Source organism: Streptomyces sp. NPDC001348 (assembly GCF_053597535.1).
In genome coordinates this window covers 138,514-162,408 of the sequence record NZ_JBSFIK010000002.1, presented here as the reverse complement: position 1 = coordinate 162,408, position 23,895 = coordinate 138,514, and the positions used below count along the sequence as shown (strand labels likewise).

25 protein-coding genes, 1 pseudogene and 1 riboswitch are annotated in these 23,895 nt (G+C 72.7%); of the genes and pseudogenes, 15 read left to right on the top strand and 11 right to left on the bottom strand.

Annotation, left to right across the window (positions count from 1 at the left end; translation table 11 throughout):
* The first annotated feature begins 183 nt into the window (after positions 1-183).
* A complete protein-coding gene (locus tag ACWC21_RS02540; protein WP_450877322.1) occupies positions 184-951 on the top strand; it encodes a DUF4097 family beta strand repeat-containing protein in 768 nt (255 codons plus the stop codon).
* Positions 952-981: 30 nt separating this feature from the next.
* On the opposite strand, the gene ACWC21_RS02535 is transcribed toward ACWC21_RS02540, so the two are convergent.
* Positions 982-2,346 carry an FAD-dependent oxidoreductase gene (locus ACWC21_RS02535; protein ID WP_450877320.1) on the bottom strand — a complete coding sequence of 455 codons (1,365 nt, stop codon included), beginning with the start codon at positions 2,344-2,346 and terminating at the stop codon, positions 982-984.
* Between the two features lie 122 nt (positions 2,347-2,468).
* Here ACWC21_RS02535 and ACWC21_RS02530 point away from each other — a divergent pair, with 122 nt between their 5' ends.
* Positions 2,469-3,539 carry an NAD-dependent epimerase/dehydratase family protein gene (locus tag ACWC21_RS02530; RefSeq protein ID WP_450877318.1) on the top strand — a complete coding sequence of 357 codons (1,071 nt, stop codon included), beginning with the start codon at positions 2,469-2,471 and terminating at the stop codon, positions 3,537-3,539.
* On the opposite strand, the gene ACWC21_RS02525 is transcribed toward ACWC21_RS02530, so the two are convergent.
* Positions 3,515-5,623, bottom strand: coding sequence for an NlpC/P60 family protein (locus ACWC21_RS02525; RefSeq protein WP_450877316.1), 2,109 nt, complete (start codon positions 5,621-5,623; stop codon positions 3,515-3,517). The genes ACWC21_RS02530 and ACWC21_RS02525 overlap by 25 nt on opposite strands.
* 8 nt (positions 5,624-5,631) lie before the next feature.
* Positions 5,632-5,804: riboswitch (cyclic di-AMP (ydaO/yuaA leader) on the bottom strand.
* Between the two features lie 321 nt (positions 5,805-6,125).
* Here ACWC21_RS02525 and ACWC21_RS02520 point away from each other — a divergent pair.
* The gene (locus ACWC21_RS02520; RefSeq protein WP_450877314.1) at positions 6,126-6,749 is read left to right on the top strand and encodes a GNAT family N-acetyltransferase; all 624 of its coding nucleotides are present in this window, start codon (positions 6,126-6,128) and stop codon (positions 6,747-6,749) included.
* Between the two features lie 16 nt (positions 6,750-6,765).
* Here the strand turns inward: ACWC21_RS02520 and ACWC21_RS02515 are convergent, their stop codons facing one another.
* Positions 6,766-7,431: a lipoprotein gene (locus tag ACWC21_RS02515; protein WP_450877312.1), complete on the bottom strand. Its 666-nt coding sequence runs from the start codon at positions 7,429-7,431 to the stop codon at positions 6,766-6,768.
* A 165-nt stretch (positions 7,432-7,596) separates the two neighbouring features.
* On the opposite strand from ACWC21_RS02515, the gene ACWC21_RS02510 reads away from it, so the two are divergent.
* Entirely contained in the window at positions 7,597-8,055 is a 459-nt protein-coding gene (locus ACWC21_RS02510) for a flavodoxin family protein (protein WP_450877310.1), read from the top strand.
* A gap of 157 nt (positions 8,056-8,212) precedes the next feature.
* Here the strand turns inward: ACWC21_RS02510 and ACWC21_RS02505 are convergent, their stop codons facing one another.
* The gene (locus tag ACWC21_RS02505) at positions 8,213-8,833 is read right to left on the bottom strand and encodes a DedA family protein (protein ID WP_450877308.1); all 621 of its coding nucleotides are present in this window, start codon (positions 8,831-8,833) and stop codon (positions 8,213-8,215) included.
* 295 nt (positions 8,834-9,128) lie between these two features.
* The gene (locus ACWC21_RS02500) at positions 9,129-9,761 is read right to left on the bottom strand and encodes an ATP-binding protein (protein ID WP_450877306.1); all 633 of its coding nucleotides are present in this window, start codon (positions 9,759-9,761) and stop codon (positions 9,129-9,131) included.
* A 321-nt stretch (positions 9,762-10,082) separates the two neighbouring features.
* On the opposite strand from ACWC21_RS02500, the gene ACWC21_RS02495 reads away from it, so the two are divergent.
* From ACWC21_RS02495 to ACWC21_RS02485, 3 genes are all read left to right on the top strand, one after another.
* A complete protein-coding gene (locus ACWC21_RS02495; protein WP_450877304.1) occupies positions 10,083-10,958 on the top strand; it encodes a helix-turn-helix domain-containing protein in 876 nt (291 codons plus the stop codon).
* A 24-nt stretch (positions 10,959-10,982) separates the two neighbouring features.
* Positions 10,983-11,195 (top strand): DUF397 domain-containing protein, encoded by a 213-nt coding sequence (locus ACWC21_RS02490; protein ID WP_450877690.1) that lies wholly within the window; start codon positions 10,983-10,985, stop codon positions 11,193-11,195.
* 97 nt (positions 11,196-11,292) lie between these two features.
* Entirely contained in the window at positions 11,293-12,108 is an 816-nt protein-coding gene (locus ACWC21_RS02485) for an SAM-dependent methyltransferase (RefSeq protein ID WP_450877302.1), read from the top strand.
* Between the two features lie 101 nt (positions 12,109-12,209).
* Here ACWC21_RS02485 and ACWC21_RS02480 read toward each other — a convergent pair whose 3' ends face one another.
* Positions 12,210-12,851: a GNAT family N-acetyltransferase gene (locus ACWC21_RS02480; RefSeq protein WP_450877300.1), complete on the bottom strand. Its 642-nt coding sequence runs from the start codon at positions 12,849-12,851 to the stop codon at positions 12,210-12,212.
* A 92-nt stretch (positions 12,852-12,943) separates the two neighbouring features.
* On the opposite strand from ACWC21_RS02480, the gene ACWC21_RS02475 reads away from it, so the two are divergent.
* A complete protein-coding gene (locus ACWC21_RS02475; protein ID WP_450877298.1) occupies positions 12,944-13,891 on the top strand; it encodes a TIGR01777 family oxidoreductase in 948 nt (315 codons plus the stop codon).
* Between the two features lie 2 nt (positions 13,892-13,893).
* Here the strand turns inward: ACWC21_RS02475 and ACWC21_RS02470 are convergent, their stop codons facing one another.
* The 4 genes and pseudogenes from ACWC21_RS02470 to ACWC21_RS02455 all read right to left on the bottom strand — a co-directional run bounded on the left by ACWC21_RS02470 (position 13,894) and on the right by ACWC21_RS02455 (position 16,316).
* Positions 13,894-14,361 (bottom strand): pyridoxamine 5'-phosphate oxidase family protein, encoded by a 468-nt coding sequence (locus tag ACWC21_RS02470; RefSeq protein ID WP_450877296.1) that lies wholly within the window; start codon positions 14,359-14,361, stop codon positions 13,894-13,896.
* A 77-nt stretch (positions 14,362-14,438) separates the two neighbouring features.
* Positions 14,439-14,756 carry a DUF3040 domain-containing protein gene (locus tag ACWC21_RS02465; RefSeq protein WP_450877294.1) on the bottom strand — a complete coding sequence of 106 codons (318 nt, stop codon included), beginning with the start codon at positions 14,754-14,756 and terminating at the stop codon, positions 14,439-14,441.
* Positions 14,731-15,719: pseudogene (locus tag ACWC21_RS02460) on the bottom strand (polysaccharide pyruvyl transferase family protein). The gene ACWC21_RS02465 and the pseudogene ACWC21_RS02460 overlap by 26 nt, the downstream one beginning before the upstream one ends.
* Before the next feature lie 156 nt (positions 15,720-15,875).
* Positions 15,876-16,316: a hypothetical protein gene (locus tag ACWC21_RS02455; RefSeq protein ID WP_450877292.1), complete on the bottom strand. Its 441-nt coding sequence runs from the start codon at positions 16,314-16,316 to the stop codon at positions 15,876-15,878.
* A gap of 99 nt (positions 16,317-16,415) precedes the next feature.
* On the opposite strand from ACWC21_RS02455, the gene ACWC21_RS02450 reads away from it, so the two are divergent.
* Positions 16,416-16,784 (top strand): MerR family transcriptional regulator, encoded by a 369-nt coding sequence (locus ACWC21_RS02450; RefSeq protein ID WP_450877290.1) that lies wholly within the window; start codon positions 16,416-16,418, stop codon positions 16,782-16,784.
* Between the two features lie 200 nt (positions 16,785-16,984).
* Here the strand turns inward: ACWC21_RS02450 and ACWC21_RS02445 are convergent, their stop codons facing one another.
* Positions 16,985-17,563: a Dps family protein gene (locus ACWC21_RS02445; protein ID WP_450877287.1), complete on the bottom strand. Its 579-nt coding sequence runs from the start codon at positions 17,561-17,563 to the stop codon at positions 16,985-16,987.
* A gap of 227 nt (positions 17,564-17,790) precedes the next feature.
* Here ACWC21_RS02445 and ACWC21_RS02440 point away from each other — a divergent pair, with 227 nt between their 5' ends.
* The 6 genes from ACWC21_RS02440 to ACWC21_RS02415 all read left to right on the top strand — a co-directional run bounded on the left by ACWC21_RS02440 (position 17,791) and on the right by ACWC21_RS02415 (position 23,891).
* Positions 17,791-18,987, top strand: coding sequence for a low temperature requirement protein A (locus ACWC21_RS02440; RefSeq protein WP_450877285.1), 1,197 nt, complete (start codon positions 17,791-17,793; stop codon positions 18,985-18,987).
* A 170-nt stretch (positions 18,988-19,157) separates the two neighbouring features.
* On the top strand, positions 19,158-19,367 hold the full coding sequence (locus ACWC21_RS02435; RefSeq protein WP_388793531.1) for a DUF6417 family protein: 210 nt from the start codon (positions 19,158-19,160) through the stop codon (positions 19,365-19,367).
* Positions 19,368-19,635: 268 nt separating this feature from the next.
* The gene (locus tag ACWC21_RS02430; RefSeq protein WP_450877283.1) at positions 19,636-20,706 is read left to right on the top strand and encodes a LacI family DNA-binding transcriptional regulator; all 1,071 of its coding nucleotides are present in this window, start codon (positions 19,636-19,638) and stop codon (positions 20,704-20,706) included.
* Between the two features lie 230 nt (positions 20,707-20,936).
* Complete coding sequence (locus ACWC21_RS02425; RefSeq protein WP_450877281.1) at positions 20,937-21,686, top strand: GNAT family N-acetyltransferase; 750 nt, start codon at positions 20,937-20,939, stop codon at positions 21,684-21,686.
* Positions 21,687-21,756: 70 nt separating this feature from the next.
* A complete protein-coding gene (locus ACWC21_RS02420; protein WP_450877279.1) occupies positions 21,757-22,821 on the top strand; it encodes a right-handed parallel beta-helix repeat-containing protein in 1,065 nt (354 codons plus the stop codon).
* A 41-nt stretch (positions 22,822-22,862) separates the two neighbouring features.
* Positions 22,863-23,891, top strand: a complete 1,029-nt coding sequence (locus ACWC21_RS02415) for a methyltransferase (RefSeq protein WP_450877277.1) — start codon at positions 22,863-22,865, stop codon at positions 23,889-23,891.
* Positions 23,892-23,895: the final 4 nt, after the last annotated feature.

Below are 23,895 nucleotides of genomic sequence, written 5' to 3'. Positions count from 1 at the left end.
GTGCGCGGCGCACTGCGCGGGGTGGCGCTTCACACATACCGCGGATGTGCCCCCGGGCACGACAATGGCGCACGGACGGGGCCTGCCCACCATCCGCTTAGGGGCGGACCCCGTCCGCCCGGCATGCCCGCTTCCGGCCCGCGGCGAGGCCATGGACCCCCTCGGCGGGGGAAAGCGTCCGACATGGACACAACGAGAAGGGTGCCCGTGCGGCGCGCGGCCGTTCTGCTCGCGGTCGTCCTCGCCGCCGCGGGCTGCTCGGGCGGGGGGCACCAGGACGACCACGGTGACGGCCGTCCGCTCGCGGCTCTGCCGGGCCGATCCGGGGCCGCCCGTCTGGTGATCACCACCGGCAACGGGCTGCGGCTGCGCCCGGCCGACGGTTCCGCGGCCGACGTGGACCAGCGCGTCGACCGGCACTGGTCCCACCACGGCGACACCTGGGTGCTGGACCTGTCCTGCCCGCCGCACGGCGACCGGGCGGCCCGGTGCCCCCGCCTGCCCGAGGTGGACGTCCCGGCGGGCACGGCCGTCACCGTCTCCGCACGCGACGCCGGCATCGACGCCGCGGGGGTGTCCGGCGCGCTGGACCTGACGACCGTCAACGGTGATGTCACGGTGACCCGTTCCGGCCGCGAGGGGGCCGTCGTGCGGCTTGCCACCCGCAACGGCTCGGTGCGCGCGACCGCCCTCGAGGCGGGGCGGTTGCGGGCCGGAACGGTCAACGGCGACGTGGACCTCGACTGCGCCACCGCGCCGGCCACGGTCGCGGCGGCCACCACCAACGGTTCGGTCCGCGTCGCGCTGCCGCACGGCGCCCCGGCCTACCGGGTCACGGCCCGGGCGGCGAACGGACGTCCGTCGGTCGCGATTCCGACCGCGTCCGCGGCCGACGGCCGCCGTATGTCCCTCACCACCGTCAACGGCGACGTCACCGCCACGACCGGCTGACCCGGCCCGTCCCGCGGTCCTCGCCGGGCTTCACGCCCCGCTCTCGCGCAGCATGTCCTCGCGCTCGACGATCTTCACGCGTTCCCGGCCCTGCGGCTCACCGAGCGCCTTCTCGGCGGCGTCCAGGCGGTACCAGCCCTCCCAGGTGGTGAACCGGACGTTCCGCTCGGCGAGGAAGGCGTCGACGGCCTCCGGGGCGGGGGAGGCGGGCGTGTGCAGCCGGGCGTTCGCGAAGTCGTCCAGGAGGTTGGCCACCGTCTCGTTGGCGTCGCCCTTGGTGTGGCCGATCAGGCCGACGGGGCCGCGCCGGATCCAGCCGGTGACGTACGTGGACTGCAGGTGCGCGCCGCTCTCCTCGATGACCCGGCCGCCCTCGTCCGGGACCGTGCCCGAGTCGATGTCCCAGGGCAGCTTGGGGAGCTTGTCGGAGAGGTAACCGACCGCACGGTAGACCGCGCTGACGTCCCAGTCCTTGAACCGGCCGGTGCCCTTGACGTTGCCGGTGCCGTCGAGGGCCGTGCGCTCGGTGCGCAGGCCGACGACCTTGCCGTCCTCGCCGAGGATCTCGGACGGCGACTCGAAGAAGTGCAGGAACAGCTTGTGCGGCCGGTCGCCCACGTCGCGGATCGCCCAGTTCTCCAGCGTCTTGGCGACCATGTCTGCCTGCTTGTTGCCGCGCCGGGTCTCGATCGAGCCCTCGTCGTAGTCGATGTCCTCGGGGTCGACGATGACCTCGATGTTGGGGGAGTGGTCCAGCTCGCGCAGCTCCATCGGGCTGAACTTCGCCTGGGCCGGGCCGCGGCGGCCGAAGACGTGGATCTCCAGGGCCTTGTTGGCCTTCAGGCCTTCGTACACGTTCGGCGGGATCTCGGTCGGCAGCAGCTCGTCGGCCGTCTTCGCGAGGACGCGGGCCACGTCGAGGGCTACGTTGCCGACGCCGAGCACGGCGACCTTCTCGGCCTCGAGCGGCCAGGTGCGCGGCACGTCCGGGTGGCCGTCGTACCAGGAGACGAAGTCCGCCGCGCCGTAGGAGCCGTCGAGCTCGATGCCGGGGATCCGCAGGTCGCGGTCGGCCGTCGCGCCGGTGGAGAAGATCACCGCGTCGTAGAAGGCGCGCAGGTCGTCCAGGTTGATGTCGGCCGGGTAGTCGACGTTGCCGAAGAGGCGGATCTGGGGCTTGTCGAGCACTTGGTGCAGGGCCGTGATGATGCCCTTGATACGCGGGTGGTCGGGGGCGACGCCGTAACGGATCAGGCCGAACGGGGCGGGCATCCGCTCGAAGAGGTCGATGGACACGCCGGGCTCGGCCGCCACCTTGGACTTGAGCAGGGCGTCGGCGGCGTAGATCCCGGCCGGGCCGGCTCCGACTATGGCTACCCGCAGCGGGCGCGGCATGATCAGGTTCCCTTCGAGCGATGACAGGCGACTCGATCGGGAAGCCTAAACTAAGGTACGCCTAACTCAGTACGCGGGTCCGTTCTATGAGCTCATAAACCGATCTTATGGGGTGGGGTGTGATGGTGGGTTCCGGTTCGGCGCCCGTCCTGGTGACCGGCGGCAGCGGGTTCGTCGGCAGCCATCTGGTGCGGCGGCTGCTGGAGCGCGGCTATCGGGTGCACGCGACCGTGCGCCGGCTCGCGAACCCGGCGAAGGTGCGGCCTCTCTGGGAGATGCAGGAGGCCTTTCCCGGACAACTGGCGCTGTTCGAGGCCGATCTGCTCGAGGAGGGCTCGTTCGACGAGGCGATGCGGGGTTGTGCGGTCGTCTTCCACGTGGCGTCGCCGTTCCTCATGCCGGAGAAGATCAAGGACGGCCGCCGGGACGTCGTCGACCCGGCCGTGCGGGGCACCCGCAACGTGCTCGCGTCGGTGGAGCGCACGCGCTGCGTGCGGACGCTGGTGTTCACCTCCACGGTCGGCGCCGTGTTCGGCGACTACGCGGACGTCCTCGCCATGGACGGCCAGGTGCTGTCGGAGAAGTACTTCAACACCACCAGCACGGTGGAGAACAACCCGTACCACTACGCGAAGACCGTCGCGGAGCGCATCGCGTGGGAGGCCGAACGGGCCCAGGACCGCTGGCGGATGGTGTCCGTCAACCCCGGCCTGATCCTGGGTCCCTCACTCACTCCGGCGTCCGACTCGGGCAGTCTCTTCCTGCTCGACGAGCTGTTCAAGGGCTACTTCTGCTACGGCGCCCCGGACTTCAGCTTCACGACGGCGGACGTGCGGGACGTCGCCGACGCCCACGTCCTCGCCGCGGAGAACCCGGCGGCGAAGGGCCGCTACATCGTCGCGGCCGAGACCATGACGTCCTTCCACGAGATGTCACGCGTCATCCGCGCCCGCCGTCCCCACGACCTCCGTCTGCCGCGCACCGCGCTGCCGCACTGGCCGGTGCGCGTCCTGGGCCCGGCCTTCGGTCTCACCCAGGACTACATCCGCAAACACCTCGGCATCCGTTTCCGCGTGGACAACAGCCGGAGCGTGCGCGAGCTGGGTCTCACCTACCGTCCGGTCGAGGAGACCCTGCTCGATCACTACGAGAGCTGGCGCGGGCGCTCTCACGCCGGCCGTATCACGCGCTGAATCGCCGCCTCTCCGGCGCCGTAGACCGACTCCTCGCGGATGTAGGCGCCCTGGCCCGGCGCGTGGATCATCATGCCGTTGCCGACGTACAGGCCGACGTGGCTCGCGTCGTCGAAGAAGAACACGAGGTCCCCCGGCTGTGCGTCACCCAGGGTCACCGGGGTGCCGGCGTCCGCCTGCTCCCGGGCGGCACGCGGCAGCGTCACGCCCGCGGTGCGCCAGGCGGCCTGGGTCAGACTCGAGCAGTCGTAGGAGCCCGGCCCGGTCGCACCCCACACACAGGGCCGCCCGATCTGTGCCCGGGCGAAGGCCAGCGCCTTCGCGGCCCTGCTTTCGAACGGGGCAGGGGCCGCGGCGGGTGCGGGTGCGGGTGCGGGTGCGGGTGCCGGTGCGGGAGTGGGGGCCGGGGCCGGTGGGGCGGGTGCGAGGGTGGGCGCCGCGAGAGGGCTGACGGTGGCGAAGGCGCCGGTGGTGGTCACGGGGGGCGCGGCGATGACCGCTCCAGCGCTCATCAGGGGGTTGGGGGCGCTGAAGGTACCCGCGCCGGGGACGGGGCCGGGCGCGGTGACGGTCGCCGTGTTGGTGAGGGGCGCGGCAGCGGTGACCGTCCCGGTGCCGGCGACGGGGTTGGGAACGGCGAAGGCTCCTGCACCTGCGGCCGGGTTGGGGACGGCGAAGGTTCCGGTGCCGGCGACGGGGTTGGGGACGGCGAAGGAGCCGCTGTCCGTCAGAGGGTTGGGGACGGCGAAGGAGCCGCTGTCGGTGAGGGGGTTGGGGACGGCGAAGGTTCCGGTGCCGGCGACGGGGTTGGGGACGGCGAAGGAGCCGCTGTCCGTCAGCGGGTTGGGGACGGCGAAGGAGCCGCTGTCGGTGAGGGGGTTGGGGACGGCGAAGGAGCCGGTGCCGGCGACGGGGTTGGGGACCGCGAAGGAGCCGCTGTCCGCCAGAGGGTTGGGGACGGTGAAGGAGCCGCTGTCGGCGACGGGGTTGGGGACCGCGAAGGAGCCGCTGTCCGTCAGCGGGTTGGGGACGGCGAAGGTTCCGGTGCCCGCGACGGGGTTGGGCACCGCGAAGGAGCCGCTGTCCGTCAGGGGGTTGGGAACGCTGAAGTTTCCGGTGCCGGTCATGGGGGCGGCACCCTGGGCGGCGACGCCCAGGGAGGCGCCGGGGAACGCGCCCCCGGGAGCGGCCGTGCCGGCACCGGCCGTCGCGCCTGTCGCACCTCCGTCGGCGGTACCACCGCCCACGGCGGACAGACCCGCGCTGAGCCCGGACCACTGCCGGCGCAGCCACTCGTGCTCCTCGGGCTGAAGAGCCTGCTCCGGGTCGCCGCGCCAGGTCTGCATGGCGGGACGGGCGGGCTCGGCCGCCGGGCGGGGTGCGGACGAGTCGGGTTGTGCGATCCGGCGGGAGAGGAGTTCCCGGGCCGCGGCGAGCTTCTGCTGGTACTTCCCCTTCGAAGCCAGCGGCGAGGACCGCCGCGGCGCGGCAGCGGGCAGCGCCAGGGCCGTCTCCCGCCGCGGCTCCGGCACGGCGGGCAGCGCGGCGACGGGCCCGGCGGTCAGTTCCGCTCTGGGGCGCGCGGTCAGCTCCGGTACGGCACGGCCGCCCCCCTGCCCGGTGGGCCCGGCGGGCAGCTCAGGCAGGGAGCGCCCGGCCGCTTCCAGCAGCTCTTCCGGGATCGGGACAATGGCGCCGGGGCGCCGCTCCGGCGAGCGCTTGGGCGTCCGGTCCTTGGGCAGTACCGCCGGAACGGTGGGACCCAGCTTGGAACGCGCCCCCGTCATCCACTCCCGGGCGACATTGTCCAGCCCGGCGCTGGACGTGCGGGACGGCGTCCGGTCCGAGGGCAGCGCGGCGGGAACGGTGGGACCCAGCTTGGAACGCGCCCCCGTCATCCACTGCCGGGCGATGTTGTCCAGCCCGGGGTCGGCACCCCGGTCCGGCCTGCGCAGGCGTACGCCCCGGCCGCGCGTTCCCCCCGATGACGCGCGGGTCGCGTTGAAGTTCCCCGTGGCGTTCTCGGTCTGGTCGTAAAGGCTGTCGATTCGCTGCCGAACCTCGTCGCGGCTTTCGCGCGCCATGGGGGCCGTACTCCTTCCGTGCTCCGCCTACCGGGTTAGCTGTCGGGTTCGGGCGGTCGATGGTGGAAGGCATGCCCTACGACCCCTGCCCCGTCGGGCGGTCGGGCCGATTCACCCCAAGTCGGTTGGGTCCCCGGCTCCGGCTGCCCCGCGGGGACACCGGACTCGGCGGAGGCCGCGCGGCCCGGCGGGGTTCGCCGGGGGGAGCCGTGCGGTCTGGTCGCCAACCTAACCAACTTGTGTGGCTGGTGTGAAGGTTGAAGCGCGGAATGTCCGATACGTAATTGTGATATTCGTCCTGCTGCTGGTGATCATTTGGTGAAGACGGCTCAAACCGTCCTCGCGGGCGCGTCAGTTGAACCGCCGGAGGACCCAAGGTGGCCTTCCCGAGGCGGGGTTGCGCCTGTGGCCCGGTGCGCTCGGCGCGTTGCCCGGGGCGGTGCGGTCCGCGGGCGGCGACGTGCGTTGTGGGAGCGCTTCCATAGGCGTCAGGATGGCGTTCATGGACCCCATGCCCCGTATTCGCCCCTACCGTCCGTCGGATCGTGCGGGCGTCGCCGACGTATGCGTCCGCACCGCCCACAACGGCGGCGACTCGCGTGCCCTGTATCCCGACCACCGTCTGATGCCGACCCTGTTCGCCGAGCCGTACTGCGCCCTGGAGCCGGAACTCGCCTTCGTCCTGGACGACGGGCGGGGACGGCCGGTGGGCTACGTCGTCGGGACCGCGGACACGCAGCGGTTCGTCGAGAACTTCCGGGAGACGTGGATCCCCCGGGTGGCCGATCGCTACCCGAGGCCCTCGGCGCCGCCGCGCACGCCGAGCGAGGAGATGGTGGCGCTGCTGCACCGCCCCGAACGGATGCTCCTGCCGGAACTGGCCGCCCATCCCGCGCACCTGCACATCGACCTGCTGCCGGCATGGCAGCGGCGCGGCTACGGGCGCCGGTTGATGGACACCCTGCTGAACGCGCTGCACGAGCGCGGGGCCCCCGCGGTCCACCTCGGCATGGTGACCGCCAACACCGCGGCTCGCGCGTTCTACGACCGACTCGGCTTCCAGGAGATCCCGGTGCGGGACCCCGGCCCCCTCACCTACCTGGGCCGCTCCACCCGGCCGTGCTGACGGCCGGGCCCGGCGTTCACACGATGCGCAGGGTCCGCTTCGCCAACTCGTACGCCGGACGCATCTTCTCGTGCTCCTCCGTGTCGAGCCCGCCGAGGTGCAGCACGACCGGGCCGTGCGGCGTGGTGACCGCGAGGGCGGTCTCCTTCTTCGACTCCCCGAGGAGCTTGCTCGTGTAGACGTAGTCGACCTCGACGCCGGAGACACCGCCCGTCCTGAAGGCGCGGTACTTCTCCTTGCCCGTGTTGTCCTCCGCCGCGACGAAGGCCCGCAGGACGGCGCGCGCGTCGGCGCCGCCCGGCTTCCCCTTCCAGACGCGCAGGAAGCCGATGTGGCCGGCCGGCTTGGCGTCGATCTCGCACACGGCGGTGACCGGGCCCTGGTGGAGCAGCGCGTCGGCGAGGTCGCCGGCCGCCCCGCTCGCGTCCGCCTCGGCCTCGATCGCCTTCGCCTTCCAGCCCTTGGCGACATCGAACGTCACGGGCAGCTCACAGGCGGAACCGGCGGCGCCCGTCCTGCCGCCGCTCTCGGTGACCTCGCCGGTCGCCGTCCCGGAGTCGCCGCCCGTCGTCGACGCGCTCGGCGACGACCTCACGTCCTCGCCGTCCGGCGATCCCGCGCAGCCGCCCAGCACGGCCGCCAGCAGGACGACCGGAACCACTCGGCCCCGCACGGCCCCCATGTCGACACGCAACGCCGTAACCCCCCTCTGTCCAGGCCGGTCACCTTAACCGAGGGCACCGACAAGGTCGTACGCAATTGTGGTCGGCCACCGTCGGCCCACCGTCGGCCACCGCCGGTCCCCGGTGGCCTTGCGGCCGGAGGGCGGCCGCGGCAGGGTGCGGGTGTGCGCACCCTGCTGATCGTCCACCACACGCCCTCGCCCAACTGCCAGGCGCTGTTCGAAGCCGTCGTCTCCGGGGCCACGGCCCCGGAGATCGAGGGGGTCCGCGTGGTCCGTCGTGCGGCCCTGACCGCGACGGCGTCCGATGTGCTCGCCGCCGACGCATACCTGCTCGGCACGCCCGCCAACCTCGGGTACGTCTCCGGCGCGCTCAAGCACTTCTTCGACCAGATCTACTACCCGTGCCTGGACGAGACGCGCGGCCGCCCCTTCGGCTCCTACGTGCACGGCGGCAGCGACGTCACCGGGGCGCTGCGTGCCATCGAGACGATCACCACCGGCCTCGGCTGGCGGCGGGCGGCCGAACCGGTCGTCGTGACCGGCGAGCCCGGGAAGGCCGACACCGAGGCCTGCTGGGAACTGGGCGCGACGCTCGCCGCGGGCCTGATGGACGCCTCCTGAACGGTCCCCGGGGCAGCGCGTCCCGATGCCGGACAGCTCCGTGACGCGTTCGGGGGCCGGTGTGGCGGCGCGGGTGGGCCGGCTGCTGGTCCAGGTGCCGGGCCCGACCTACCCGGGGGGCGGAGTCCCATCGGGACGACGACAGCGCCGCCCGGGGTCAGGGCCGGCGCCGGCGGCGCAGCAGGTGGCGGGCGAGCAGGGCGGCGGCCAGCAGGCCGAGGGCGATGAGGACGTAGCGCTCATAGCGGGTGATCTGCTGGTAGACCTGGTCGATGTGGTTGCCCGCGAGGTAGGCCAGGGTCGTCCACAGGCCGACCCACAGCGCCGCGCCGAGCGCGTTGAACACCAGGAAGCGCCGCCAGGGCATGCCGATGGTGCCCGCGATGATGCCGTTGGCCTGCCGTAGTCCCTCGATGAAGCGTGCCACGGTGACGATCCCGCCGCCGTGCCGGATGAAGAACTCCTCGGCCGCCTGGAAGCGCTTGGGTGTGAGCAGGACGTATCGGCCCCACCGGTGCACGGCGGCGCGACCGCCGGACCGGCCGATCAGATAGCCCACGTTGTCCCCGAGCACGGCGGCGACGAACGCGATGGCCGCCACGGCCCCGATGTTCAGCTGCCCCGCCCCCGCGTACACGCCCGCGGCGATCAGGATCGTCTCGCCGGGAGCGGGGATGCCGAAGTCCTCCACGAAGACCACGGCGCCGACGGCCCAGTAACCGTAGTGACCGAGCAGCGGTGCCAGGTGGGCCAGCGGGCCCGGAAGGGGAGGGGCCATGCCTCCACCGTACGTCAGCGCCGATGACGCGCCGTCAGCGCGCGGGATGCCGGAAGCGCCGCTGGGGATGGTCCGGGCCCGGTTTGGGACGGGTACGGGTCCAGGAGGGATCAGCCATCCGGACCCGGGGGTGCGCCGGGGCGAGAGGGGCCATTGCGGTCACCGGGGTGCGACGGGGCCGTGAGCCGTGTCGCCCGGTGGGGTGGGATCGGATCATCAGGCGGGTGTCCTTCGGCCGAGTGGGGGATGGGCCGGGGTGGCCGCGGAGCGCGTGGGGGCGCCCTGCGGCCGGAGGTCAGGGAGTGGGAGCGGGAGGCGGCGGTGCGGCGGGCCCGGGGCCGTGCGGGGTGGTGATGAGCTCGGCCCAGACGACGCGCCCGTAGCGGTGGGGGACGCCCGCCACGCCCCAGTCGGTGCTCAGCGCCTCGACCAGCAGCAGCCCGCGGCCGCTCTGGTCTTCGGGCCCCGGCTGCCGGGGCGCCGGACGGGAGGGGCCGCGGTTGTCGTCCTGGACCTCGATGCGCAGCCGCTCGGGGCTGATGTGCAGCCGGCACACGATGCGCTCGCCCGCGGAGTGCGTGAGCGCATTGGTGACGAGCTCGGAGGTGATGAGGACGGCGCTCTCGGACACGTCCTCGTCGATGCCCCGGGCGGCGAGCGCCTTCCGCACGCAGGCGCGGGCCCGGGCCACCGATGCCGGGATCGAGGCCAGGGCGAACGCGTGCGTCCGGTCCGGCGGTTCGGCCCCGGAGGCGAGCCGGTCGGGGCCCTCGGGCCCGGGGAGTCGACCGGTGTGCTCGCCTCCGGGTGGTCGGAGGGGGTGTGCCGCCGCCGGCGGCCGGTGGGGACGTCCGTCCGCGGTCAGGTTGTCGAGGTGCTCGGCGCCGGGGAGTCGGTGCAGGGGCTGGGGGAGGGAGGGCGGGGGCATCGCCGTCGCCTTTCGTCCGGCTCGCATCGTGGGGGGTGTGCTGGTGTCGCGGCCGCCGGCCCGCTGGGGACGGACGGCGACCCGGGCACGGCGGCGCCCGATCGCAGCCCGGTTTCCCCCAACTGGGCTGCACCGCCTGCTCCTTTCTGGGCCGGAGCAGTGAGTCCACTGTGACACCTGCCAACAACACCCCGCAACCAGCAAGTTGAAATTTGCAAGAAGCCGCGTGCATGCTGCTTTCGGCAATAAGTGATCGAATGAGCCTGTGTGGCGATCGCGTGAGACGGTGACCCTGCAACCGACGGTGTGAGGGGGTAAGGCGTGACCGCGGAGACCGACTGGGGCGGCGCGCCCTCCGTTCTGCGCATGATCCTCGGCAGGCAGTTGGAGGAGCTGCGGACCCGGGCCGGTCTGACGTACGAGCAGGCGGGCGCTGCGATCGGGGTCAGCCACTCGACGATCCGCCGGATGGAGGCCGCCAAGGTGGCCCGGCTCAGACTGGCCGACGCCGAGAAGCTGCTGAACACCTACGGGGTGCGGGACCAGCAGGAGATCGACACCTTCCTGCAGTCGGTCCGGGAGGCCAACAAGCGCGGCTGGTGGCACACCTACCGCGATGTGATGCCGGACTGGTTCGCCGCGTACCTCAGCCTGGAGCAGGCCGCGTTGCAGATCCGGGCCTACGAGAACCAGTTCGTCCACGGACTGCTGCAGACCAAGGAGTACGCCACCGCCCTGCTGGGCGCGGGCAACCCGCACGCGTCCGGGCAGGCCACGGAGCGCCGGGTCGCGCTGCGCATGCGCCGCCAGGAACTGCTGTCGCGGGACGCGCCGCCGAGGCTGTGGGTGGTGATGGACGAGACGGTGCTGCGCTGGCCGGTCGGTGGGGCCGGTGTGATGCGCGCGCAGATCGACCACCTGATCGAACTGAACCGGCTGCCCCATGTGACCCTGCAGATCATGCCCTTCGCCAACGGACCGCATCCGGCGATGCGTGCGGGCGCGTACCACCTCTTCCGGTTCCGGGCCCGCGAACTGCCCGACATCGTCTACCTCAACGGCCTGGTCGGCGCCGTCTACCTCGACAAGGCGGACGACGTCGTGGTGTACCGCGAGGCCCTGGACCGGCTGGGCGCCCAGGCGGCGCCCGCCAGGAAGACCGAGGCGTTGCTCGGTTCTATTCGCAAGGAGCTCTGAGTGCACCACCACATACGCAACGGCATGCCGTCCCGGGAACTGGGCGCGCGCGGCTGGACCAAGCCGTGGAGCGACGACGCCGGGGGTGCCTGTGTGGAAGTGAAACAGCTCGCCGACGGACGCGTGGCCGTCCGCCAGTCCACCGACCCGGACGGGCCTGCGCTCGTCTTCACCCCGCGCGAGATGACGGACTTCCTGACCGGCGTGAAGGCGGGTGACGCCGACTTTCTCCTGTGAACATGCCTTGTTCTGCTGAGCGTTGCCCCGGTTCCGGTGGATCATGGATCCGCTTCGGATCCCTGTGACCGCCCCTACTCGAATGGGAGACACGGCGTTGCCCGACAACGGATGGCCGGCCGACCGCATCGACACCGAGAACGCCCACTCCGCCCGGATCTACGACTACATCCTGGGCGGCAAGGACTACTACCCAGCCGACAAGGAGGCGGGCGACGCCATGGCCCGGGAGTGGCCCGCCCTCCCCGTCCACATGCGCGCCAACCGGGACTGGATGAACCGCGCGGTGCGCTGGCTCGCCGAGGAGGCGGGCATGCGCCAGTTCCTGGACATCGGCACCGGCATCCCCACCTCCCCGAATCTGCACGAGATAGCCCAGTCGGTGGCCCCCGAGTCACGGGTGGTCTACGTCGACAACGACCCCATCGTCCTCACTCTTTCCCAGGGCCTGCTGTCCAGCGCGCCGGAGGGGAGGACGTCGTACATCGAGGCGGACTTCCGCGACCCGGCGGCCATCCTGGACGCCCCCGAACTGCGTGAGACCCTCGACCTCGGCGAGCCGGTCGCGCTCACCGTGATCGCCATCGTGCACTTCATGCTCGACGCGGACGACGCGGTCGGTGTCGTGCGCCGCCTGCTGGAGCCGTTGCCCTCGGGCAGCTACCTGGCGATGTCCATCGGCACCGCCGAGTTCGCGCCCGAGGAGGTGGGCCGCGTCGCCCGCGAGTACGCGGCCCGCAACATGCCGATGCGGCTGCGCACCCTCGACGAGGCCCACGAGTTCTTCGAGGGCCTGGAACTGGTCGAGCCGGGCATCGTCCAGGTGCACAAGTGGCACCCGGACGGCACGGGGGAGAAGGGCATCCGCGACGAGGACATCGCGATGTACGGGGCGGTCGCCCGCAAGCCGTGACCGAACCCGGGCCATGACACGACCCGGGCCATGACACGGCCCGGGCCATGACCGAACCCGGGCCGGGGCCGTCCGCCCCCGGGCCGGGGCCGGTCCGGTGACTACGGCGCGCTCAACAGAACCTCCGCGCCCACCGGCCGGTACCCGGCCGCCTGGAAGGCGCGTACCGCCCGCGCGTTGCCCGGGGCCTGCTGCGACCACACCGGCCGCCCGTCCGGCACGAGATGCCGCGCGGCCGTGGCCAGCAGCCGGCCCAGGCCCCGGTGGCGTGCGTCCTCCTCCACGTCCACCGCCATCTCCCAGCGGCCGGCCACGCCCCGGCCGAGGACGAGCAGCCCGCCGTCGGCCGCCCAGGCCCGGACGTCGTCGCGGTGTTCGCGGGCTCTGGACACCCGGGGGTGCTCGGGATCGGCCAACTCGAACAGCTCGAGGGGTGGTTCACCGGGCAGGGCGCTCGCCACGGCGAGCAGGTCGACGGTGTCCGTGGACCGTCCGGTGCGCTCCAGGAGCGCCGCGAGGAACCGGGGGTTCATCGCGGCCGCCAGCGGATCGCAGTCGACGGCGGCCAGAGTCTCGTGCACCCACCGGGGGTCCTCGTCGGTGAACACGACCGAGTGCGCGGTGAACGCCATCACCCCGGCGTCACGCCGACTGGGCTGCCGCACCACGGTCGTACCGCCGTCGGCCGGGGGGAACATCCCCCGTGCGGCCGCGTCCAGGATGTCGGCCAGAGCCGGACTCATGGCGCCTCGCTTCCCTTGTCTTCCCCACGTCTGTTTTTGAACATGTTCAATTCTGGGCTAAGGTCGTGGTCGGCGACAAGAGGGGGAGTGGGATGAGGTACGTGCTGCCCGGAGGCACCGGACAGGTCGGTACGGTCCTGAAGCACGCGCTGACCAGGGCCGGTCACAAGGTGGTCGTGCTCACCAGACGTCCGGCGGGCCCGGGTGAGCTCGCCTGGGACGGAAGGACGCTGGGGCCCTGGGCCGAAGCCGTCGACGGCAGTGACGTGGTGGTCAACCTGGCCGGGCGAAGCGTCAGCTGCCGCTACACCCCGGTCAACCTGAAAGCCATGATGGACTCGAGGGTGGAGTCCGCCCGGGTCGTGGGCGAGGCGATCGCAGCCGCCGCCCGGCCGCCCCGTCTGTGGCTGCAGATGAGCACGGCCACCGTGTACGCCCACCGCTTCGACGCGCCCCACGACGAGGCGAGCGGTGTCATCGGCGGTGCCGAGCCGGGCGTGCCCGGCTACTGGTCGTACAGCGTCGACATCGCCAAGGCCTGGGAACGCGAACAGGAGCGGGCCGACACGCCGCACACCCGCAAGGCCGCCCTGCGCTCCGCGATGGTGATGAGCCCCGACCGGGGAGGTGTGTTCGACGTCCTGCTGCGGCTGGCCCGGCTCGGCCTCGGCGGTCCGGTCGCGGGCGGCGCACAGTACGTGTCCTGGATCCACGACCGCGACTTCGTGCGCGCCGTCGACTTCCTGGTCGACCGGGACGACCTCACCGGGCCCGTGAACCTCGCCGCCCCCGTGCCCCTCCCGCAGCGGGCCTTCATGCACGCCCTGCGGAAGGCGTGGGGCATGCCCGTCGGCCTGCCCGCCACCGCGTGGATGGCGGAGATCGGTGCCTTCGTACTGCGTTCGGACACCGAGCTGCTGCTCAAGAGCCGGCGCGTCGTCCCGGGCCGACTGCGGGACGCGGGCTTCACCTTCGCCTACCCGGACTGGCCGCGGGCCGCGGCCGACCTGGTGGAGCGGGTGCGGGTCCGCCGCTCCTGACGTCACGGGGCCGGGGCGGCCCACTCCCCGTCGCGCATCACATGCCGCCCCTTGAGCTCGTGCGCCCCGTTCCAGGCCTGTATCGCCCGCGGCAGCGCCTGGAAGTACGTGTAGGAGGGATGGTCCTCGCGCGGATCCCACCCCCACCGCTGCGCGAAGGCGTCCGCGGCGGCGGCCGGTACGTCCCGGGTGGCGAAGGTCTTCACCGCGGCGTCGATCAGGACGACGTCCTGGGTGTCGCCGAGGGCGAGACGGGCCCGGCCGGTGTCGCGCAGGTTGCGTCCCGTCGCGCTGGTGATCCTGGTCGACAGCCACAAGGCGGCTCCGTCCCACACGAACCACAGCGGGACCAGGCACGGCACACCGTCCGCGCCGGAGGTGGCCACCCAGACGTCCGCCCGGCCGCGCAGCTTCTCGAGCACGTCATGCCGGCGCCGACCGGGGTCCCGGGGCCTCTCGGTGATCTTCATACCCGGTGACGGTACCCACCGCGGGGCCGCGCCGCCTCGGGCGATGGTCCTACGGCCCCGGACCGAGAGGGGCGGTGTCACACCCAGGGTGTGGCGCGGTCACCGCTCCCGGTCACCCGGCACAGCAGCCGGAAGGCCGCCAGCAGCGTGGCCGGCCATATCACGGCGAACCCCCACACCAGAGCCGGATCCGAGGTCCGGATGCCCAGGACGCCGAGGACGATCGACGCGCACATCAGGACGGCGACCGTCAGCGGCAGCCACACCCGAGGGGGCGCGGCGCTCATCCGGCGGGTGAGGCGACGGTCGCGGCGCAGTTCCGCTTCGATGCGGAGCAGGGCGAGCCGTTCGTGGGCCGTGAGTTCTACATCATCCGGGTGGCTCCGGTCGTTCATGGCTCACCGTGTTCCCCGGGTGCGGCATCCAATGCCCGCCGGGCCCGGTCGTGTCCTCGGGCGGCCGGCGGGTCAGTGCCCGCAGCAGGTCGTCGGCGCTGTCCGGCGTCCGCCCGGAACGGAAACCGGCCCGGTTCCGGCGTGCGGTGTCCGCTCCCTAGGCGAGGCACCAGTCCCACCAGCGTTCCAGCCGTTCGTCGTCGAGGTGCTCGGCGGCCACCAGCGCGGGCCAGCCGCAGGACCGGGCCTGCGCGGTGACCCTGGCACCCGACTCGACCGGGTCGACCGCCAGGGCCGGCACGCCGGCCCGCAGGGAGAGCACCAGTCCGTGCAGCCGGTCGGTGACCACCAGGTCCAGCCGCCGCAGCACGGAGTCCAGCTGCCCGGGCGTCGCGCACAGCCGCCAGTCCTTGGTGTCGAGCCGGGTCTCCAGCTCGACGCGGGCGCAGTCCCTGGCCAGCAGCCAGCGCGTGATCCGGTCGGCGGTGTCCTCATGGCGCCGCCGGTCACCGTACTCGTGCTGCCCCCGGGTGAGGATCACCCCACCACCGGCCGGGCGGGGCCGGCCGGGACACGCGCCGACAGGTCCCGCACCGGTTCGAGCGCCGGACCGTCGCGGGCCAGTACGCGGTGGAACCCGGTGACGGCCGGGCTGCCGGGTTCGGTCACGGAAGTCCCGACGGCGATCCGCAGACAGTGCGGGAACCGCCGGTGCAGATCGGTCACTTGCGGCCCGTGCAGCGGCCCGCACACGAACACCAGACTGCCGTACGCCTGGGGGCGCACGTCGTCGAGGTGCAGCGCGTCCGGCTGGAAAGCGGGGCCCCAGACCGTGTCGTAGGCGTGCCCCGCGCGGTCCAGGACGCCCTGGACGCGGCACAGGGCGAGGACGTCCCCGGCGGTCGCCTCGCCGTCCCGGAAGCTGAACCATCCGGTGAGCAGGGTCCTGTCCGAAGCCGTCAAGCGGCCCTCACCCGCCCGCGCCCCGCTCGCCCGCCCATGCCGTGACCTCCCTGCCGTACGGGCGGGCGAGTACCCGCGGACGGGACGGATCACACCCGCTCCTGGCTCCGCCCCCCTTCCCCGCGACCAAGGCTCCGTCCGCTGCAAAGGCCCCGCCTATCGAAGCACCCCGGGCCGGTGGACGCCCCGGACCCGCCACCAGGGCACGAGCTGGGCGACACCGAACGACACCTCGACGACGAGGAACAGCAACAGCAGCCGTGTGACCCCCTGGGCGACCGCGTACGACATCCACACCGAGAACAGCACGCGGGCGGCGCCGTCGTACAGCCCGTGGGCCGGCAGGGGCCGGAGGATGCGCAGCAGAGCCCAGACGACCACCACCGAACCCATCAGGTTCGCGTACATGGTCTGCACCGGATCGACCGCCGGCAGCGCACCCAGCCCCAGCGCCTCGCCCAGTGCCGACAGGGTGCGGTTGACCAGGGTGTACGTCCAGGGCGTCGCGAACCCGGCGGTGACGACCAGGTCGTACCAGGCGCTGGCCCGCACCACTCGCGGATAGGCGGGGTGGGACGGGGCGACAAGGGGGATCATGATGTGGCTCCTGCTGGTTGCGTGACAGCGACGCGCGTCACGCTAAACAGTGGAGTAGGGTCCAAGGTCAAGCCCGCACAAGGGAACTGACGGGGAGTCATGCTGATCGGAGAGCTGGCCGCACGGACCGGCATGACCAAGGACGGCATCCGCTTCTACGAGAAGGTCGGCCTGGTCAGGGGCCGGCGGCTGCCGAACGGCTATCGCGACTTCCCGCCCGAGACGGTGCCCTGGCTCGCCTACGTCCGCACCGCACAGGCCCTCGGCTTCTCCCTCGCGGAGATCGCTCGCCACGGCGAGGAACTGCTCGACGCCCCGGACTCGGCGGCAGCACTTTCCGGGCTGCTGGCGGAGAAGATCCGGCTCATCGATGCCCGTATGGCCGAACTGGCCGAGCTGCGGGACGAATTGCAGCAGCGTGTCGGCACCGGGTGTCCGCTGCGAGCGGCGGCCGGTCAGGCCGGCTGAGCCGGGACCCGGACCGCCGTCAGCGGCCGGGCAGACGGTGCGGAAGTCCGGCCGCCCGCTCGAGCGCGGCGCGGTCGCACAGCTCCGGCCGGCCCGTCGACGAGGTGCGACGAGGGGTGCGCCGCTCGGCGGTCGGGCGATGCCCGCGCCCAGGCCGGTGCAAGTGCGAGGACCGCCCGCACCGTTGTCCGTGGGCTCGGTCAGGCCCGGACCAGCGGCGTGTCGACCAGGTGCTCGGCGATGAACCACGCCTGCAGTTCACCGGTCCTGATCACCTGCGACACCAGCAGGTCGTTGGTGCCGTCGTCTCCCAGCTCGGCGGCCCGGGCCGCTGCGTCATGGGCGTCGACGAGGATGCTCTCGTGGGCCTCCAGCAGCCGTGACAGCATCGCCGGGACCTCCTCCACCCCGTCCGGCGGCCGGGGGATCGAGGTGATCTCGGCGACGTGCCGGGGGTCGCCCACCGCGACCCCGCCCAGCGACTGGACGCGTTCGGCGACGGTGTCCACCATCTCCAGCTGTTCCCCCGCGTGCTTGTCCAGTACGAGGTGCAGTTGGTAGAAGGTCGCCCCGCGCATCAGCCAGTGGTGCTTCTTGTACAGGCCGTAGAGGATCTGCGTGTCCGCCAGCACCTTGTTCAGGCGCTGACAGGAGTACATGCGTGCCTCATGGGACAGGCCGACCGGGAACTGCTTGACGGTCCCGAACTCCTGGATCACCTCGCCCTGCTGGTGCAGCCAGGGCCGGCTGCCGGTAACGGACCGGGGGCTGGTGGTCATGTCTCCTCCTGTGGTGCCGAACTGTGCGTACCCGGGGGACGCTAGGCGCCCGGGAAGCCGGCGCCTTGTCCGGCAGCGCACCGGGTGCTGTCCGCCGGTGCACACCCCGCCGGCCGTGCGCTCTCGGGCAAGAGCCCGTGCACCGGCGGACACGGCACCGGTACCGGGCCGCCCTAGCCTCGGCGGGACGGCCCACGTCCGGGAGCCGGCACAGCGAGGAGCGCGGCATGAACACCATGCGGGGCCGGGACCCCGGCGAACCGCACCGGTCCGCCACCCCACTGGAACTCTTCTTCGACCTGTGTTTCGTCATCGCGGTGGCACAGGCGTCAGCGAGCCTGCACACGGCGCTGACGCACGGGGCGTACGCGACCGGTGCCCTGCGCTTCGCGCTGGTCTTCTTCACCATCTGGTGGGCGTGGATGAACTTCACCTGGTTCGCCTCCGCCTACGACCCCGACGACGTGCCCTACCGGCTGACGGTGTTCGCCCAGATCACCGGCTCGCTCGTGCTCGCGGCCGGTGTGCGCCGGGCGTTCGAGGCGGGCGACCTCAGGATCGTCACGCTCGGATACGTCGTCCTGCGCACCACCCTGGCGGCCCTCTGGCTCCGGGCGGCGCTGTCCGACCCCGCCCGGCGCCGGACGGCCCTGCGCTTCGCCGGGGGAGTGACGGCCTGCCAGCTCGGCTGGGTGACCCTGCTCGCCGTACCGCCCGCGCTGCGGCTGCCCGGCATGGCCGTCCTGATCACCGCCGAGCTCGGCGTGCCCGTGTGGGCGCAGTCCGCCGGGATGACGCCCTGGCACCCGCACCACATCGCCGAACGCTACGAACTGTTCACCCTCATCGTGCTGGGCGAGTCCGTCGCCGCGGCGACCGTCGCCGTACGGAGCGCCTTCGACCGCCACCAGGGCACCGGGGCGCTCGCCGCGGTGGCGGCCGGCGGCCTGCTGACGGCCTACGCCCTGTGGTGGCTGTACTTCGCCCGGCCCGCCCACACGCTGCTCGCCACGACGCACCAGGACCACCGCAGGAGGTTCCCCTGGGCCTACGGCCACTACCTGGTCTTCGCCGCGGCGACCGCCGAGGGGGCGGGCCTGGCCGCGTACGCCGACCACGTCACGCGGCACACCGGTGCCTCGGCCCCGGCCGCCGGAGCGGCGGTGACCGTTCCGGCGGCCGTGTTCCTGGTCACGGTCTGGGCCGTGCACCTGCGCCCCCACCAGACCAGGGCGGCCGAGTGGCTCCCGTACCCCGTCACCGCGGCCGCCCTGGTGCCGGCCGCCTGGTCCCCGGCCCCCGCCCTCGTCACGGGCGCCCTGCTGGCCGTGCTGGTCGCCGTGGGGCCGACCCATGCCGGGAGTTCCGGCTCCCGCCCTCCCGGAACGGCCTGCGCAACGCCTCACCGGAGCACCCCGCCCTAGACGACCGGATCGGCGACGGTGACGGCGTTGCGTTGCCGGCGCCGCTCGCCCACCGCGCCCCGCCACTCCGGCCCGACCCCGCGGCGTTGCGCCCCGGACTGCCGGGTGTGGAGGACGTACCGCTGATCCGGGCTGCGTGACCCGGACCAGACCGGGTACGTTGCCCCACCATGGACGGCTACGACCCCCCAGACCTGGACGAGATCGACTTCCTGCCCGGATACGGCACCGCCGAGCGGCTGGCGGAGCTGTACCAGGAGGAGTCGCAGGACCTGCTCGACCTGCTGCAGGCAGGCACCGCACAGGACGGCCAGCCGGTGTCCCCCGAGGCCCGCCGCATGGCACGCGAGATCGCCACCCGTATCCCCTCACCGAACTGACCGGCCGCAACCGTGCGACGGCGGCCGGGGCGACCCACGGCTCCGCCGCGGGAAGGGCATCGAGTGGTCCGCGGTCCGCACGGTGCGCTGCTGCCGTGCGCGGTCCCGGCGCCGTGCCGGGCGGACGTGCTCCGGCTGAAGCGGCACCCGGCCGGTGCGTGGCCGGGAAACCCTCACCGGGTTGCCGCGTGGTGGACGTCCCGTGCCTATTCTGTGGATCCGCCGGGCCGGAAGGGCCGCCGCAACCAGCCGGAGGAAGCACCCCGCGATGCCCCGCAATGCCGACAGCCCGGTCCCCCCGCGACGCAGCCGGCGGGGTTTCGCGGGCGCCCGGCCCGTGATGGACGACGTGGCGCGGCTGGCGGGCGTCTCCAAGCAGACCGTGTCCCGGGTGATCAACGACAACCCGGCCGTCCGCCCCGAGACCCGCGAGACCGTGCTGGCCGCCATGCGCTCGCTCGGCTACCGTCCCAGCCGCAGCGCCCGCTCGCTGGCCAGCGGCCGGACACGGATGCTCGGCGTGATCTCCTTCGACGCGGCGCGGTTCGGGCCCGCCTCCATCCTGACCGCGATCAACTACGCGGCGCAGGAAGCCGGTTACCTCGTGAGCTCCATCGCCCTCGACACCGCCGACCGGGACACGGTGGTGCGGGCCGCGGACCGGCTCTCGGCCGAGGGCGCGGACGGGGTGATCGCCATCGCCCCCCAGCGCCGGGTGGGCCGCGCCCTGGCGGAGGCACACCTGTCCACCCCTCTGGTGGTGCTGGAGAACGACCTCGGTGGCAGCACGTCGCTGATCACCGCGGATTCCATGAACGGCGCCCGACTGGCCACCGAGCACCTGCTGCGTCTCGGCCACACCACCGTCCGGCACATCGCGGGGCCGGCGGGCTGGACGTCCGCCGACGCGCGGGTGACCGGCTGGCGTGCGACCCTTCGGGCGGCCGGGGCGCCCGCCACCGAGCCGCTCTTCGGTGACTGGAGCGCCGACTCCGGGTACGACCTCGGCCGCCGGCTGGCCGAACGCCCCGAGGTCACGGCCGTGTTCGCCTCCAACGACCAGATGGCCCTCGGGGTGCTGCGCGCCTTCCACGAGGCCGGGCGCCCGGTTCCCGACGAGGTCAGCGTGGTCGGCTACGACGACATCCCCGAGGCCGCACACCTGCTGCCTCCGCTGACCACCGTGCGCACCGACTTCGCCGAGATCGGCACCCGTTCGCTGCGCCTCCTGCTGGACCGTCTCGAAGGCGCCGACGCGCGTGGCCCCGCCCCCGTCGACCCGGTCGTCCCCGTCGAACTCGTCGTCCGCCGCAGCACGGGCCCGGCGCCGGGGCGATAACCGATTGCCCTTCTCCTCGCCGACGTGGGAGCGTGCACCGGACCTTGTGCCATGAACCGCCCCGATTCCCCGAAGGACTGAAGCCATTGACCGCGGCGTCCCCCAGCGGCCGCCGTCGGCACTGAACGTGCCGTTCGCCCTTCTCCGCACGGCGGCCCCACGACGCCCGGCCACGGCCGGGCGACAGCAGCGTGCCCACTCCCTGCCACTCACGTGAGGTCACCATCACCATGGACACCGACGTCCAGAGATTCGCCGTCCGCAACCTCCGGCGCCGCCCCGAGGTCGCCGAAACCGGCGGCTTCGTCGCGGGCTTCGACCCCGCCACCACCAGCCCGTACGTAAGCTACGCGACGCCCCTGACCGGCGCCCGACCGGACGACCGGGACGTCGCGGCACTGGTCCGGGCGTTCCGCGAGCGCGGTCTCAGGCCCCGGCTGGAGTTCGCCCCCGACGCCGCGCCCGCCGTGGAACCGGCGCTCCTCCGGGCGGGTTTCACCGTCGAGGCCCGGCACACCTACCTCGTCTGCACACCGCACACACTGGCGGTGCCGTCGTTCACCGGCGGGCCGGTGGTCGAAGTCCCCACCACGGACGAGGACTACGCTTCGATCGACGCCGCCCTGTCGGAGGCCTTCGCCGGTGAGTTCCCGCCCTCCCCGGAAGGCGCCGCCCGGCTGCGCCGCACAGCCGACAGCGGCGGAGCCGTCCGCTTCGTCCGGACCCCCGACGGCGGCTGCGCGGGCGCGGCGACCTGCTCCGCGCCCGCCGCGGGGACCGCGGAACTGGCGGGCGTGGGCACCCGCCCGGCCCACCGCGGCCGGGGTGTCGCCGCCTCGGTGACCGCCGCACTGACCGGGGCGGTGTTCGCCCGGGGCGCGGAATCGGTCTGGCTGGAGTACTCGGGTGACGGATCCCGTCGGGTGTACGAACGCGTCGGCTACCGGTCCGGCGGCACCCGCCTCTACATGTCCCTCTGATGCGACGTGACACGCCGCCGGACGGCTCATCCGGGCCGTCCGGCGGCATTTGGGACGTAACGTGCGGAATATGAAGAAATGTCATACCGTCTACGGCGCCTGCGCCGCAGCGCTCCTCGTGGCCGGAGTCGGCGCGGCCGCGCCCGCCGGCAACTGCCCCACGCTGCACGTCGTGCGCCCGGGGCAATCGATCCAGAAAGCGGTGGACGCGGCCAAGCCGGGAGACACCGTGCTGGTCACCGCCGGTACCTACCGCGAGAGCGTGAAGATCACCACCCCGTGGGTGACCCTGCGCGGCGACGGCCGGAAGACGGTGATCGCACCGGGCAAGAAGAAGACCGACAGCAGCTGCGCCGGGCGCGGCAACGGCATCTGCGTGGTCGGGACGAAGAGCTGGCGCGTCGACGGCGTCACCGTCGCCGACCTGACCGTGACCGGCTTCGCCCGGGCCGGGGTGTTCGCCGTCGGTACCGACCACCTGACCGTGCGCCAGGTGACCGCCGACAAGAACAAGCTGTGGGGCATCGCCGAGGAGCGCTCGGTGCGCAGCCTGGTCCGGGGCAACACCGTCCGCAACAACGGCGACGCGGGTGTCTTCCTCGCCAACACGATGCTCACCGAGGCGGGCGCCAAGGACACCAAGGGCACGATCGTCGACGGCAACGTGCTCGCGGGCAACCGCATCGGCGTCACCGCCCGCCGCCTGCGCAACATCACCGTCGCGCACAACGACGTGACCGGCAACTGCGCCGGGGTGTTCGTCGTCGGCGACGAGAACAAGCCCAAGGCCGGCAAGGCGACGGTGGCCTACAACAGCATCGTCAAGAACAACAAGTACTGCCCGAAGACCGCCCGGCTGCCCTTCCTGCAGGGCTCCGGCATCGTGCTGACCGGCGCCGAGGACTCCCTGGTGACCGGCAACGTCATCACCGGCAACGTGGGCAAGTCCCCGCTCTCCGGTGGCGTCGTCCTCTACAAGAGCTTCGTGGGCACCACCAGCGAGCGGAACCGGATCCACGACAACCGGGTGAAGAGCAACGCGCCGGCGGACCTCGTCAACCAGGAAGCCGCGGCGCGCAACAACACCTTCGCCCGCAACAACTGCGGGAAGTCCAAGCCCGCGGGACTGTGCTGACCGGCCGAACCCATCCGTAACCCAAGGAGGAGAGGCGGCACATGACGACCGCACCCACTGCCCCACCGCCGTCCATGCGGCTGAGGGAACTCGTCTTCGGGGCGGCGTGTGCCGCCGCCCTCCGCGCGGCGGCCCGGCTGGGCGTCGCCGACGCGCTGGGGGACGGCCCCATGGCCGTGGCGGACCTCGCGGCCGCGGTGAAGACCGAACCGGGGCCGCTCCGGCGGCTGCTGCGCGCGCTCTCCTGCTACGGCGTGTTCGCCGAGCGGGAGGACGGGACGTTCGCGCACACCGACATGTCCCGGCTGCTGCGCGAGGACGACCCGCACAGCCTGCGCTACATCACGCTGTGGTGCACCGAGCCGTGGACGTGGGACGCCTGGCCGTGCCTCGACGAGGCGGTCCGCACCGGCCGCAACGTCGTGGAGGACCTGTACGGCAAGGAGTTCTTCAGCTACCTCAACGAGGACGCCCCCGAGTCGGCCGACGTCTTCAACCGGGCGATGACGACCTCCAGCAAGCAGTCCGCGCGGGAGGTCGCCGAGCTGCTGGACCTGTCCGGGGCCAAGTCGGTCGCCGACATCGGCGGCGGCCAGGGCCATGTGGTGGCCAGCCTGCTGGAGAAGTACCCGTCGATGCGGGGGACCCTGCTCGACCTGCCCCGCGTGGTGGAGAACGCCGACCCCCGGCTGCGTCCGGGCGGCTCGCTCGCCGACCGGGTGCGCATCGTGCCCGGCGACTGCCGCGAGTCCGTTCCGGTGCAGGCCGATGTGTACATCATCAAGAACATCCTGGAGTGGGACGACGAGTCGACCGCCCGCTGCCTGCGCAACGTGATCGAGGCGGGCGGGCCCAAGGCCCGCGTCGTGGTCATCGAGAACCTCGTCGACGACACCCCCTCGATGCGCTTCAGCACCGCCATGGACCTGCTGCTCCTCCTGAACGTCGGCGGGGCCAAGCACACCACGGACAGCATGGTCAGCCGGCTGACCGCGGCGGGCCTGGTCATCGACGAGATCGGCCCGGTCAACCCCTACCTGCACGCGTTCGACTGCACGGTTCCCGGCTGATCCG

Coding starts and splice junctions, on each gene's coding strand:
- ACWC21_RS02540 (WP_450877322.1), top strand. CDS start 184: ATGGACACAACGAGAAGGGTGCCCGTGCGGCGCGCGGCCGTTCTGCTC.
- ACWC21_RS02535 (WP_450877320.1), bottom strand. CDS start 2,346: ATGCCGCGCCCGCTGCGGGTAGCCATAGTCGGAGCCGGCCCGGCCGGG.
- ACWC21_RS02530 (WP_450877318.1), top strand. CDS start 2,469: ATGGTGGGTTCCGGTTCGGCGCCCGTCCTGGTGACCGGCGGCAGCGGG.
- ACWC21_RS02525 (WP_450877316.1), bottom strand. CDS start 5,623: ATGGCGCGCGAAAGCCGCGACGAGGTTCGGCAGCGAATCGACAGCCTT.
- ACWC21_RS02520 (WP_450877314.1), top strand. CDS start 6,126: ATGGACCCCATGCCCCGTATTCGCCCCTACCGTCCGTCGGATCGTGCG.
- ACWC21_RS02515 (WP_450877312.1), bottom strand. CDS start 7,431: ATGGGGGCCGTGCGGGGCCGAGTGGTTCCGGTCGTCCTGCTGGCGGCC.
- ACWC21_RS02505 (WP_450877308.1), bottom strand. CDS start 8,833: ATGGCCCCTCCCCTTCCGGGCCCGCTGGCCCACCTGGCACCGCTGCTC.
- ACWC21_RS02500 (WP_450877306.1), bottom strand. CDS start 9,761: ATGCCCCCGCCCTCCCTCCCCCAGCCCCTGCACCGACTCCCCGGCGCC.
- ACWC21_RS02490 (WP_450877690.1), top strand. CDS start 10,983: ATGCCGTCCCGGGAACTGGGCGCGCGCGGCTGGACCAAGCCGTGGAGC.
- ACWC21_RS02480 (WP_450877300.1), bottom strand. CDS start 12,851: ATGAGTCCGGCTCTGGCCGACATCCTGGACGCGGCCGCACGGGGGATG.
- ACWC21_RS02475 (WP_450877298.1), top strand. CDS start 12,944: ATGAGGTACGTGCTGCCCGGAGGCACCGGACAGGTCGGTACGGTCCTG.
- ACWC21_RS02470 (WP_450877296.1), bottom strand. CDS start 14,361: ATGAAGATCACCGAGAGGCCCCGGGACCCCGGTCGGCGCCGGCATGAC.
- ACWC21_RS02465 (WP_450877294.1), bottom strand. CDS start 14,756: ATGAACGACCGGAGCCACCCGGATGATGTAGAACTCACGGCCCACGAA.
- ACWC21_RS02455 (WP_450877292.1), bottom strand. CDS start 16,316: ATGATCCCCCTTGTCGCCCCGTCCCACCCCGCCTATCCGCGAGTGGTG.
- ACWC21_RS02450 (WP_450877290.1), top strand. CDS start 16,416: ATGCTGATCGGAGAGCTGGCCGCACGGACCGGCATGACCAAGGACGGC.
- ACWC21_RS02445 (WP_450877287.1), bottom strand. CDS start 17,563: ATGACCACCAGCCCCCGGTCCGTTACCGGCAGCCGGCCCTGGCTGCAC.
- ACWC21_RS02440 (WP_450877285.1), top strand. CDS start 17,791: ATGAACACCATGCGGGGCCGGGACCCCGGCGAACCGCACCGGTCCGCC.
- ACWC21_RS02435 (WP_388793531.1), top strand. CDS start 19,158: ATGGACGGCTACGACCCCCCAGACCTGGACGAGATCGACTTCCTGCCC.
- ACWC21_RS02430 (WP_450877283.1), top strand. CDS start 19,636: ATGCCCCGCAATGCCGACAGCCCGGTCCCCCCGCGACGCAGCCGGCGG.
- ACWC21_RS02425 (WP_450877281.1), top strand. CDS start 20,937: ATGGACACCGACGTCCAGAGATTCGCCGTCCGCAACCTCCGGCGCCGC.
- ACWC21_RS02420 (WP_450877279.1), top strand. CDS start 21,757: ATGAAGAAATGTCATACCGTCTACGGCGCCTGCGCCGCAGCGCTCCTC.
- ACWC21_RS02415 (WP_450877277.1), top strand. CDS start 22,863: ATGACGACCGCACCCACTGCCCCACCGCCGTCCATGCGGCTGAGGGAA.